A 12,063-nucleotide genomic window follows, 5' to 3' on the forward strand; every position below is an offset into this window, starting at 1 on the left:
TCTAATCGACGTTCTTTATACGGTCGACCAGTACCGCCCCCGCCAAGCCCACCACCGCCGCCACCCAATACAGCACCCGGTATCCCCCCAGATGTGTCACGATCGGGGCGGCCAACGCCGGGGCCGCCACCTGAGGCAGGGAGTTCGCCACGTTGATGATGCCCAGGTCCTTTCCGCGGTCCAGGGCCGTCGGCAGGACGTCCGTCATCAGGGCGAAGTCGACCGACATGAACACCCCGAGTCCGACCCCGAGCAGCGCCGCCACGATGATCGCGCTCGGCCAGGTCTGCCACACGGCGAGCAGGGCCGTCGCCACCGCCATCACGATGCCCGACCAGCGCACGAACGGCTTGCGGCGGCCCACGCGGTCGGACCAGACGCCGCCCACCACGACCGTGGCCAGCAGCGCCACGCTGTCCACCGCGGTGAGGATCAGGACGCCCTGTTCGGGGTCGTGGTGGTGGAGCTGGTCCCGCAGGTAGTAGAGGAGGTAGAGGATCACCAGCGCGTTGCTGAGGTTGATCAGGAAGCGGGTCAGCCAGGCCCAGGCGAAGTCGGGGTGGCGGCGCGGACTCAGCCAGAAGCCGCGCACGAACGACCGCCAGGACCAGGGTGGTTGGTCCGCGGCCGCCAGTCTCAGGTCCCGGTGGCGCAGCACGTACGGCAGCACACCCGCGAGCGTGAACACCGCGCACGCCGCATAGCCCGCCGCGATCCCGCCGGCCGCCGTCGCGAGGCCCGTGCCGACGACCGCGCCCAGGATCTGGGCCGCCCCGATCCAGCCGCCCACCACGCCCCGCTGGAGGCGCGGCACCCGGTCCGGCACCGCCGCCGTGACCGCCGCGAAGGCCGCGTTCAGGGTCAGCTGGACCAGGCACCAGGCGAACGCCATGAGCCAGAGCCCGTGCGCGCCCGCGAGCAGCAGCAACGACAGCGCGCCGCCCGCGGCCCCGGCCACGATCCAGGGGCTGCGGCGGCCCCAGCGGGCCGTGGTGCGGTCGGACAGGGCGCCGAACAGCGGGTTCGCCGCCAGCGACACCACCGCGCCCACCCCCGTCACCCAGGCCAGCAGCGTCTCCTTCGACATGCCGGTGCCGGGCGCGAAGTCCTCCGCCTGGCGGGCCAGCAAGATCTGGAGCGGGCCGTACCAGCCCACCCAGATCGCCACGTTGGCGAGGGACAGGGAAGCCGTCCAGCCCTTGCCGACCCGCTCCACCGGCTCCGCGAGGGCCGTGCTCACCTCTGGGCCCGGAGCAGGTCCCGGTACCAGCCGTACGACGCCTTCGGGGTCCTCGCCTGCGTCTCGAAGTCGACGTGCACCAGGCCGAACCTGCGCGCGTACCCTTCGGCCCACTCGAAGTTGTCCAGCAGCGACCACACGAAGTACCCGCGGACGTCCACCCCCGCCTCGACCGCCTTGTGCAGGGCGCGGACGTGGCTGTCCAGGTAGGCGATCCGGTCCTGGTCGTCGACGCCCTCGTAGGAGCAGCCGTTCTCGGTGACGACGACGGGCGGGAGGCGGTCGCCGTAGCGCTCGTGGAAGGTCGTGAGGAGCTCGGTGAGGCCCTCCGGCACCACCGGCCAGCCGAAGTCCGTCACCGGGACGCCCTCGATCTGCTCGACGGAGAAGGGGAGTTCGGCGGGGATGGTCAGTCCGCCGAACTCGGCGTCCTCGCCCTTCGGGGCGCCGACGCGGGTCGGGGCGTAGTAGTTGATTCCGTAGAAGTCGAGCGGCTCGGAGATGACCTTGAGGTCCGCCGCCACGTCACCCGGCATCAAGTCGCCCAGCCCGGACGGGTATTCGCCCAGCAGGATCGGCTCGGCGAACAGCCGGTTCAGCAGCAGGTCGTAGAAGTCCGCCGCCTCCACGTCGGGTTGGTCCTGGGAGGCCGGCCAGGTCGGCCCGTGCGAGTTGGCGATCCCGATGTCCGTCGCACCGGCCGCGCGCAGCGCCTGTACGGCCAGGCCGTGGCCCAGGAGCTGGTGGTGGGCGGCGGGCAGCGCGTCGAACATCAGCTGCTTGCCGGGGGCGTGGGCGCCGATCGCGTGCCCGAACAGGGTGTGCTCGGCGGGCTCGTTGATGGTGATCCACCGGTCGACGCGGTCGCCGAGACGGTCGGCGACCGCGGACACGTACTCGGCGAACCGGGAGGCGGTGTCCCGCTCCAGCCAGCCGCCCTTCGCCTCCAGGGCCACCGGCAGGTCCCAGTGGAAGAGGGTCGGGACCGGACGTACGCCCGCCGCGACCAGTTCGTCCACGAGACGGTCGTAGAAGTCGAGGCCCTTGTCCGTGCGCACGCGTGGCCAGGAGACCGAGAAGCGGTACGCGTCCACGCCCAGCCCCGCCAGCAGGGAGACGTCCTCGCGGTAGCGGTGGTAGTGGTCGCAGGCCACCTCCGCCGTCGAGCCGTCCTTCACCCGGCCCGGTTCGGCCGTGAACGTGTCCCACACGGACCGCTCGCGCTCGTCCGCCGCGCCCTCGATCTGATGGGCCGAGGTCGAGACGCCCCACAGGAAGCCGTCGGGGAACCGGGGGATCGCATGCTCTTCAGTCGCCATGCGCCGGATCATGGGTACTGGCGGGTAGGGAAGTCAACGGGCAAGCGGGAACTGCCAGTTAGGCGCCCTCTTTGAGCACCTTCGAGATCAGTTCGCGCTGCTCCTGCGTCAGCCGGGGATCGGCCGCGTACACCGTCCTGCCGTCCACGGTGATCTCGTAGCTGAAGCCGTCCGGGACGCCGATCGGGCGGGTGCTGCTCCCGGCGGCGAGTGCCTTCTCGGCCAGGGCCTGCCACTCGTGGGCATCGGGCCGCCCGGAGGTGTCGACCTCCTTGTGCCGCTCGATGCCCGCGAACCCGCCCGTGCGCCTCACGTCAATACGCATGGGTCCCTGTCTAGTACGGATGCCGCGCTATGTCGCGGACACGGGTGTTCCCGTGTCATCCGATGCGCACGGACTCACAGGATCCGCACCCCGACCTGCTCCCAGGCCTTCGACACGGCCTGGAGCTCCTCGCCGCCGTCGCCGAAGCGCTCGCGGGCGGCCTTGACGGTGAGCCCCGCGAAGTCGTTGAACAGGGCGCGGTCGGAGAGTTCCCCGCCGGTCAGGACGTCGTACCAGATCTGGCCCGCGCGCTCCCAGGCATGGCCGCCCAGGGCGCTGGCGACCAGGTAGAAGGCGTGGTTGGGGATGCCGGAGTTGATGTGCACGCCGCCGTTGTCGCGGCCGGTGCGGACGTAGTCGTCCATCGTCGCGGGCTGCGGGTCCTTGCCGAGCACGTCGTCGTCGTACGCGGTGCCCGGCTCCTTCATGGACCGCAGGGCCTTGCCGGTGACACTGGGGGCGAGGAGCCCGGCGCCGATCAGCCAGTCGGCCTCGGCGGCGGTCTGGCCGAGCGTGTACTGCTTGATGAGCGAGCCGAAGACGTCGGACATCGACTCGTTGAGGGCGCCCGACTGGCCGTAGTACGTGAGGTTCGCCGTGTACTGCGTGACGCCGTGGGTGAGTTCGTGGCCGATGACGTCGATCGGGATGGTGAAGTCGAGGAAGATCTCGCCGTCGCCGTCGCCGAACACCATCTGCTCGCCGTTCCAGAAGGCGTTGTTGTAGTTCTCGTCGAAGTGCACGGTCGCGTCGAGCGGGAGGCCGTCGCCGTCGATGGAGTGGCGGGCGTACGCCTTCAGATAGAGGTCGAAGGTGGCGCCGAGACCGGCGTAGGCGCGGTTGACGGTGGCGTCCTGGCCGGGGTCGGAGCCCTCGGCGCGGACCTCGGTGCCGGGCAGGGCGCTGCCGTGCCCGGCGTCGTAGATCGTCCGCAGTGGCTGGTCCGACGGTGCCTTCGCCGTGGGTGTGGCCGCGAGGCCGAACTCGGTGGTCACGCGGCGGCGGCCGCGCAGTTCGCTGTCGCGCATCAACGTCTGCTGCGCGGGACCGGAGAGCGCGGGGTCGTCGTTACGGGCCAGTTTGTCCAGGACGTGTGGCGGTACGACGGTGCAGAAGACGGGCTCGAAGCCCCCGTTGGTCGTCATGTCCGGCACCCTTGCACTGCGTTATGTGCTTGTCACTAGGTGCAACCATGATTGGTGAAATGTAGGGATACGGAGGACCGTCTTCGGTTGCTCTGTGCTACCGGGTCGGCGGTGGGTCCCGCATACTGATACGGAACCGCCCATCCGGATCGGCTCGGCTAGAGTGGCTCGCATCATGCGTTTCGGGCTGCTTCTTCTTAGCTGCCGCGGCGAGGGCCTGTAGTCCAGGTCGACTCCCTCCCCGCGGAGCTTCGTGTTGCGTGTCGGCCGTCCTTTCCGGACATCCCTAGGAGCCCCGCAATCATGGCGAACCGCCAGCAGCCCAGTTCCATGCCGATCCACAAGTACGGCCGGTACGAGCAGGTCGACATCCCGGACCGCACCTGGCCGGACAACCGGATCACCGTCGCCCCCCGCTGGCTCTCCACCGACCTGCGCGACGGCAACCAGTCCCTGATCGACCCGATGTCGCCCGAGCGCAAGCGCCGGATGTTCGACCAGCTGGTCAAGATGGGCTACAAGGAGATCGAGGTCGGCTTCCCGGCGTCGGGTCAGACGGACTTCGACTTCGTGCGGTCGATCATCGAGGAGCCGGGCGTGATCCCGGACGACGTGACGATCTCCGTACTGACCCAGGCCCGCGAGGACCTGATCGAGCGGACCGTGGAGTCCCTGAAGGGTGCCAAGCGGGCCACCGTCCACCTGTACAACGCCACCGCGCCGGTCTTCCGCCGGGTCGTCTTCCGGGGCTCCAAGGACGACATCAAGCAGATCGCCGTCGACGGCACCCGCCTGGTCATGGAGTACGCGGAGAAGCTGCTGGGCCCGGAGACCGAGTTCGGCTACCAGTACTCCCCGGAGATCTTCACCGACACCGAGCTGGACTTCGCGCTGGAGGTCTGCGAGGCGGTGATGGACGTCTACCAGCCGGGTCCGGGCCGCGAGATCATCCTCAACCTGCCCGCCACGGTGGAGCGTTCGACCCCGTCCACGCACGCGGACCGCTTCGAGTGGATGCACCGCAACCTGTCCCGCCGCGAGTACGTGTGCATCTCGATCCACCCGCACAACGACCGCGGCACCGCCGTCGCCGCCGCCGAGCTGGCGCTGATGGCAGGCGCCGACCGCGTCGAGGGCTGTCTGTTCGGACAGGGCGAGCGCACCGGCAACGTCGACCTGGTCACCCTGGGCATGAACCTGTTCTCGCAGGGCGTCGACCCGCAGATCGACTTCTCCGACATCGACGAGATCCGTCGTACGTGGGAGTACTGCAACCAGATGGAGGTCCACCCGCGCCACCCGTACGTGGGCGACCTGGTCTACACGTCCTTCTCCGGCTCCCACCAGGACGCCATCAAGAAGGGCTTCGACGCCATGGAGGCCGACGCGGCCGCCAAGGGCGTCACCGTCGACGACATCGAGTGGGCGGTGCCCTACCTGCCGATCGACCCGAAGGACGTCGGCCGCTCCTACGAGGCCGTGATCCGGGTCAACTCGCAGTCCGGCAAGGGCGGGATCGCGTACGTCCTGAAGAACGACCACAAGCTGGACCTGCCGCGCCGGATGCAGATCGAGTTCTCGAAGATCATCCAGGCGAAGACGGACGCCGAGGGCGGCGAGGTCACCGGCTCGGACATCTGGGCGGTCTTCCAGGACGAGTACCTGCCGAACCCCGAGAACCCCTGGGGCCGTATCCAGGTCAGGAACGGCCAGTCGACCACGGACACCGACGGCGTGGACACGCTGAAGGTGGAGGCCACCGTCGACGGCGTCGACACCGTCCTGACCGGCTCCGGCAACGGTCCGATCTCCGCCTTCTTCGACGCGCTGGCGAAGGTCGGCATCGACGCCCGGCTCCTGGACTACCAGGAGCACACGATGAGCGAGGGCGCCTCCGCGCAGGCCGCCTCCTACATCGAATGCGCGATCGACGGCAAGGTTCTGTGGGGAATCGGCATCGACGCGAACACGACGCGTGCGTCGCTCAAGGCGGTCGTCTCGGCCGTCAACCGCGCCGCTCGATAATCCCCCTGACCGGGGGTTTTGGGGCCTTGATCGCTGTATACGGCGATCAAGGCCCCGTTGTTTATCGGCCATCGGCACGTGGAGGTCACGAGTAGGTATCGTCCGAGGTGCTGACGCCGCCTCCCTCATGTGGCTAACATCACGCAAGCGCGGCGATGTTGCCGCGGCGTTACGGAGGTGCTGACGTGCTGCCTGGACGGGGACGAAACGGCCGTGCCGACAGGCCTGCGCGCCTCCTGGGCACCCGTACCGCGTGGACGACCGTCGGTGACGGCGAGTTCTTCTGCCCCGGGTGCGGAGGCGACCGCAACTACCAGCGCCTGTCGGGCCGCCGCCGCCTCACGCTGCTGGGCGTGCCGGTCCTGCCGCGCGGCGAGACCGGTCCGGTGGTGGAGTGCGCGGCCTGCCGGCACCACTTCGGCACGGACGTCCTCGACCACCCCACCACGACCCGCTTCTCGGCGATGCTCCGCGACGCCGTCCACACGGTCGCCCTGGCGGTCCTCACGGCGGGCGGCACCTGCTCCCGCACCTCGCTGGAGGTCGCGGCCGGCGCGGTCCGCGCGGCCGGCTTCGAGGACTGCACGGAGGACCAGCTGGAGACCCTGGTCGAGGCCCTCGCCGAGGACACCGGGGGCGTCTACGACCGCCCCTGCGGAGCGGGCCTCGCCATAGAGCTCCACGAGGCCCTGGACCCCCTCGCCCCGCACCTCGCCCCGGCGGGCCGCGAATCGATCCTCCTCCAGGCGGCCCGCATCGCCCTGGCGGACGGCCCCTACACCCCGGCGGAACGCGACGCCCTCTCGACGATCGGCACCGCACTGACGATCTGCGCGGACGACGTCACAAGACTGCTGGCGGCGGCGCGGACACCGTCCTGATACTCCCCGGGGAGTAGTCGGCCCCTCGGGTCACCCCGGGCAGTAGCCGCCAACTCGCCCTCCCGTCCGACGAACGCGCCCCTTTCCGGCGGAAGTCTGGAAGCGACTCAGACGTCCGACCGGAGGGAGGCCCGTTGATGGGGGCCGTAGAGAAGAGTGTGCGGCGACGGGCCGTGCCCTGGCTGGTGCTGGGGCTGTGGATCGCCGTCCTGGTGGTCATGGCGCCGTTCGCCGCCAAGCTCGCCGATGTGCAGCAGGACCGGGCCGTGGACTATCTGCCGGCGAGCGCCGACTCGACGCAGGTTGCGAAGGTCCAGGAGCGGCTGCCCGGGGGCGAGGCCACCGAGATGGTCGTCGTCTACCACCGGGAGGGCGGGCTGACGGCCGCCGACCGGGCCACCGCCGCCCGGCAGATCGGGCGGATCGCCGACGCGCACGCACTCACCGCCGAGCCGCGGGGCATTCCGTCCAAGGACGGGACCACCATGATGTATCCCGTCGCCAGCACCGAGCCCGGCAGCAACGAGAAGGCCCGCGACCGGCTCGTGAAGGAGGTGCGGAGCGTCGCGAAGGGCGAGGACGGGCTCGGCGTCGACGTCGGCGGGGAAGGAGCCCTCGGCACCGACGCCGGCGAGGTCTACGACTCGCTCGGCGGGCCGCTGCTCTACACCACCGCCGGGGTCGTCGCCCTGCTGCTGATCCTCATCTACCGCAGTCCGCTGCTGTGGCTGGTGCCGCTCGGCGTCGCGGGCATGTCGGAGTTCCTGGCGCAGGGCGTGGCCTACGGGCTCAACCAGGGGTTCGGGACCTCCGTCACCGGCCAGAGCGCCGGCATCATGACCATCCTCGTGTTCGGCGCCGGCACCGACTACGCGCTGCTGCTGGTGTCCCGGTACCGGGAGGAGCTACGGCGCATCGAGCGGCCCTACGACGCCATGGTCGCCGCGCTCAGGGGCTGCGGGCCCGCCGTGCTCGCCTCCTCCGGGACCGTGGCCGCGGGACTGCTGTGCCTGCTCGCCGCCGACCTCAACAGCAGCCGCGGCATGGGCCCGTTGGGCACGGTCGGGGTGCTGGTCGCGCTCGCCGCGATGATGACGCTGCTGCCCGCGGTCCTCGTGCTCCTCGGCCGCCGGGTGTTCTGGCCCCTGGTGCCCCGCTACGGCAGCATCCCCAAGGCCCGCCGGTCGCTGTTCGCCGCGATGGGCAGCTCGGCCGGGCGGCGGCCCCTCACCGTGCTGGCCGGCGGGGCCGTGCTGCTCGGGGCGCTCGCGCTGGGCGTGCTGAACCTGCCCGGCAGCCTCAAGCAGGAGGACTCCTTCACCACCAGGCCCGACGCCGTCGCCGCCATGCGGACGCTCGCCGCGGCCTACCCGGAGCAGGGCACCCAGCCCATCGCCGTCATCACCCCTGCCGACCGCGCCGACGCCACCCTCGCCACGATCCGCGGCACCCAGGGCGTCGACGATGCGCAGAAGGGACGTACCGGGGACGGCTGGACCGAGATCTCCGTCACCGCCGTGAACGCCCCGGAGTCAGCCGGGGAGACCGCGACCATCAAGGCCCTGCGGGACCGGCTCGACGGCTCCTACGTCGGCGGGCCCAGCGCCGAGCAGCTCGACCTGAAGGACACCAACAGCCGGGACCGGAAGATCGTCGTGCCGATCGTCCTCGTCTCGGTGCTGCTGATCCTGATCGCCCTGCTGCGGTCGCTCGTCGCACCGCTGATCCTGGTGGTCGCCGTGGTCGCCGTGTGGGGCGCCGCCCTCGGCATCGGGGGCCTGGTCTTCGGGCCGCTGTTCGGCTTCGAGGGCACCGACCCCGGACTCGGGCTGCTGTCCTTCGTGTTCCTGGTCGCCCTCGGCGTCGACTACGGCATCTTCCTGATGCACCGCATGCGCGAGGAGTCCCTGGCCGGCGCCGAACCGGACACCGCCGCCCTCACCGCGCTGCGGACCACGGGCGGGGTCATCGCCTCCGCCGGGCTCGTCCTCGCGGCCACCTTCGCGGTGCTCACCAACATGCCGCTGGTCCAACTGGTCGAGCTGGGCTTCGTGATCGCGGTGGGCGTGCTCCTCGACACCTTCCTCGTGCGCACCTACCTCGTCACCAGCGCGGCCGTCGCGCTGCGGCGCAAGGTGTGGTGGCCGGGCCCGCTGTCCCGGGCACCCGAGCCGCCGGTCCGCAACGAACCCCAGCCGGAACGCGTGTGACGAAGTCACTCCTGGGCGCCCTTCCTTCCCGGAAGGGCGCCCTCCGCCCCGAGGTCCCGGAAGATGACACCGTGCAGGAGACCACGAGGCCCCGGCTGGGCGAGCGGATCATGGCGGCCGTCAACCGCGACCCGCGGACCGCGCCGCACGGCACCCGCAACGACGTGCTGCTGGCCGTAGTGCTGGCGGTGGTCGCCGTGTGCCTCGGCCTGTTCGTCGACGACGGCCACCGCCCGGACGCCCTCGGCTGGACGCTGCTGTTCGCCGCCCATGTGCCGCTCGTGTGGCGCCGCCGTCGCCCGCTGCTCGTGCTGGCCGCGACGGTGGCGCTGTTCGTGCCCTACCACGCCCTCGACAACAACCACGCCGCCCCGACCCCGGCCGCGTTCGTCGCCCTCTACACGGTCGCCGTCACCGGTCGCCCCTTGCGCACGGTCCTGACGGGCGCCATCGTCCTCACGGTCGCCACGAGCGTCATGCTCACCATCAGCGCCCATCGGGCCGCCGAACTGCTAGGGACCTCCGGCTGGATCATCGCCGTCCTGTTCTGCGGCATCGACGTGCGCTACTACCGCCAGTACGTCGCCTCCATCGTCGACCGGGCCGTCCGCGCCGAGCGCACCCGCGAGGAGGAGGCCCGCCGCCGGGTCGCCGAGGAACGCCTGCGCATCGCCCGCGACCTGCACGACCTGCTCGCCCACAGCATCACCCTGATCGGCGTCCAGACCTCCGTCGCCGCCCACGTCCTGGCCGCCGACCCCGAGCGCCTGGACCGGGAGACCGTCGCCAAGGCCCTCGACGACATCACCGAGACCTGCCGCACCGCGCGCGGCGAACTCCGCACCACCCTGGAGGTGCTGCGCGACCACGACACCCCGGACGCCCGCGGCCCGCTGCCCGGCCTCGACGGCCTGCCCGACCTCGTCGCCGCCGCCCGGCTCGCCGGCGCCCGCGTCGACCAGGACCTGCGCGTCCGCGCCGATCCGCCGCCCGCGGTCGGCGCCGCCGCCTACCGGATCGTCCAGGAGGCCCTCACCAACGCGGTCCGGCACGCGGGGCCCCGGCCCGCCGTACGGCTGCGGCTGTACGACGAACCCGGCGCCCTGCGCGTGTCGGTGACCGACGACGGCACCGGGCCCGTCCCCGGCGGCACCCCCGGTTTCGGACTGCTCGGCATGCGGGAGCGGGCCCGCAGCGTGGGTGGCACACTCGACGCAGGACCACGGCCGGACGGCGGCTTCGAGGTGACGGCGGCCCTGCCGTTCGCCCTGGGGGAGGGAACCGTATGACCATCCGCGTGCTGCTCGCCGACGACCAGACCCTGGTGCGGGCCGCGTTCGCCATGCTCGTCGCGTCGGCCCGGGACATGGAGGTCGTGGGGGAGGCGGGCAGCGGACGGGAGGCCGTGGGCGCGGCCCGCGAGGTCCGGCCCGACCTGGTGGTGATGGACATCCGCATGCCCGACCTGGACGGCATCGAGGCGACCCGGCTCATCGCCGCCGACGAGACGCTCGCCGGGGTGCGGGTGCTGGTCCTGACCACCTACGACACCGACGAGAACATCGTCGAGGCGCTGCGGGCGGGGGCCTCGGGATTCCTGGTGAAGGACACCCGGCCGGCCGAACTCCTCGACGCCATCAGGACGGTGGCCGCCGGTGAGGCGCTGCTCTCCCCGGGGCCCACGGCCCGGCTGATCGAACGGTTCCTGCGCAGCCCGTCACCGGCCGTCGCGACGGGCGGTCCCGAATGCCTCTCCGACCGGGAGCGCGAGGTGCTGGCCCTGGTCGCGCGGGGCCTCAACAACACCGAGATCGCCGAGGCGTTGGGACTCAGCCCGCTCACCGCGAAGACACACGTCAGCCGGATCATGGGGAAGCTGGGGGCCCGGGACCGGGCCCAACTGGTCATCGTGGCGTACGAGTCGGGGATGGTGACGCCGGGGGCGGGGTGACCCGCGGCCGACTCCCTACAGCAATCCCGCCCGGGACAGGAAGATGCCCACCCGCTCGACCTCGTCCTCGGACAACGGCACCTGCGGCTCCGCCGTCGCCGGGCACGCGATCACGCCCCGCAGGTGCAGCGCCGCCTTGAAGGCGCCCAGCGCCGACGACGAGGCGCCCATACGGGCCGGGTCGCCCACGCCCACCATGCCGAACAGGGCGCACAGCCGCTCCTGTTCGGCCCGCGCCCCCTCCAGGTCACCCGCGCGGAACAGCCGGTCGAGACGGACGTACCCCTCCGGGTCGACGTTGGCGAGACCGGGCACCGCCCCGTCCGCGCCCACGGCGAGGGCCGCGTCGACGAAGGCCTCGGAGCCGGTCAGGACGCTGAAGCCGGTGATGTCGGAGCGGCCGCGGGCGCCGGATGCGACCGTGCGAAAGCCCGCGAGGTCACCGCTGGAGTCCTTGAGCCCGGCCAGGACGCCCTCGCCGGCCAGGTCCAGGACGAGGTCCGCGGGGAGCTTGGTGTGCACGCCCGTCGGCAGGTCGTAGGCGAGGACGGGGACGGGGCTGCCCGCCGCGACCAGCCGGTAGTGGCGGGCGATCTCCGCCGGGTGGGTGCGGGTGTAGAAGGGGGCCGTGACGACGACCGCGTCGGCGCCCGCCGCGGTGACCGCCCGCACATGGTCCAGGACCCGGGCCGTCGTCATGTCGATCACCCCGGCCAGCACCGGGAGTTGACCCCCGACATGCCCGGTCACCGTCTCGACCACCAGCCTGCGCTGGGCGTCGGTCAGGAAGGCCGCCTCCGACGAGGTGCCGAGCACGAACAGTCCGTGCACCCCGCCCGCGACCAGATGGTCGACGAGCGCGAGCAGCGAGGGCACGTCCACCTCGCGGTCCGGTGTCAGAGGCGTGCAGACGGGCGGGACGACACCGGTCAGCGGGGCGGGAAAGGTCATCGGGGCTCCTCGGGAT

The 12,063-nt window shown here is 71.5% G+C and carries 10 protein-coding genes; 5 read left to right on the plus strand and 5 right to left on the minus strand.

Features of this window, described 5'->3' with window-relative positions; all coding sequences use genetic code 11:
* Window position 1 precedes the first annotated feature (1 nt).
* From AQJ54_RS08275 to AQJ54_RS08290, 4 genes are all read right to left on the minus strand, one after another.
* Window positions 2-1,240 carry an MFS transporter gene (locus AQJ54_RS08275; RefSeq protein WP_062027733.1) on the minus strand — a complete coding sequence of 413 codons (1,239 nt, stop codon included), beginning with the start codon at window positions 1,238-1,240 and terminating at the stop codon, window positions 2-4.
* Window positions 1,237-2,559 (minus strand): GH1 family beta-glucosidase, encoded by a 1,323-nt coding sequence (locus tag AQJ54_RS08280; RefSeq protein WP_062235536.1) that lies wholly within the window; start codon window positions 2,557-2,559, stop codon window positions 1,237-1,239. The genes AQJ54_RS08275 and AQJ54_RS08280 overlap by 4 nt, the downstream gene beginning before the upstream one ends.
* Window positions 2,560-2,617: 58 nt before the next feature.
* Complete coding sequence (locus AQJ54_RS08285) at window positions 2,618-2,884, minus strand: protealysin inhibitor emfourin (protein ID WP_062027737.1); 267 nt, start codon at window positions 2,882-2,884, stop codon at window positions 2,618-2,620.
* Window positions 2,885-2,958: 74 nt separating this feature from the next.
* Window positions 2,959-4,029 (minus strand): M4 family metallopeptidase, encoded by a 1,071-nt coding sequence (locus AQJ54_RS08290; protein ID WP_062235539.1) that lies wholly within the window; start codon window positions 4,027-4,029, stop codon window positions 2,959-2,961.
* A gap of 303 nt (window positions 4,030-4,332) precedes the next feature.
* On the opposite strand from AQJ54_RS08290, the gene leuA reads away from it, so the two are divergent.
* From leuA to AQJ54_RS08315, 5 genes are all read left to right on the plus strand, one after another.
* Window positions 4,333-6,054 carry a 2-isopropylmalate synthase gene (gene leuA, locus AQJ54_RS08295; protein ID WP_062235542.1) on the plus strand — a complete coding sequence of 574 codons (1,722 nt, stop codon included), beginning with the start codon at window positions 4,333-4,335 and terminating at the stop codon, window positions 6,052-6,054.
* Window positions 6,055-6,239: 185 nt separating this feature from the next.
* Complete coding sequence (locus tag AQJ54_RS08300) at window positions 6,240-6,935, plus strand: TerB family tellurite resistance protein (RefSeq protein WP_062027742.1); 696 nt, start codon at window positions 6,240-6,242, stop codon at window positions 6,933-6,935.
* Window positions 6,936-7,072: 137 nt separating this feature from the next.
* Window positions 7,073-9,145: an MMPL family transporter gene (locus AQJ54_RS08305; RefSeq protein ID WP_107121028.1), complete on the plus strand. Its 2,073-nt coding sequence runs from the start codon at window positions 7,073-7,075 to the stop codon at window positions 9,143-9,145.
* Window positions 9,142-10,434, plus strand: coding sequence for a sensor histidine kinase (locus AQJ54_RS08310; RefSeq protein WP_062235545.1), 1,293 nt, complete (start codon window positions 9,142-9,144; stop codon window positions 10,432-10,434). The genes AQJ54_RS08305 and AQJ54_RS08310 overlap by 4 nt, the downstream gene beginning before the upstream one ends.
* Entirely contained in the window at window positions 10,431-11,096 is a 666-nt protein-coding gene (locus tag AQJ54_RS08315) for a response regulator (RefSeq protein ID WP_062235548.1), read from the plus strand. Before AQJ54_RS08310 ends, AQJ54_RS08315 begins: the two co-directional genes overlap by 4 nt.
* 15 nt (window positions 11,097-11,111) lie before the next feature.
* On the opposite strand, the gene AQJ54_RS08320 is transcribed toward AQJ54_RS08315, so the two are convergent.
* Window positions 11,112-12,047 carry a dihydrodipicolinate synthase family protein gene (locus AQJ54_RS08320; RefSeq protein WP_062027748.1) on the minus strand — a complete coding sequence of 312 codons (936 nt, stop codon included), beginning with the start codon at window positions 12,045-12,047 and terminating at the stop codon, window positions 11,112-11,114.
* Window positions 12,048-12,063 lie beyond the last annotated feature (16 nt).

It is taken from the genome of Streptomyces griseorubiginosus (assembly GCF_001514195.1).
GTDB classification, from domain to species: Bacteria; Actinomycetota; Actinomycetes; order Streptomycetales; family Streptomycetaceae; genus Streptomyces; species Streptomyces griseorubiginosus.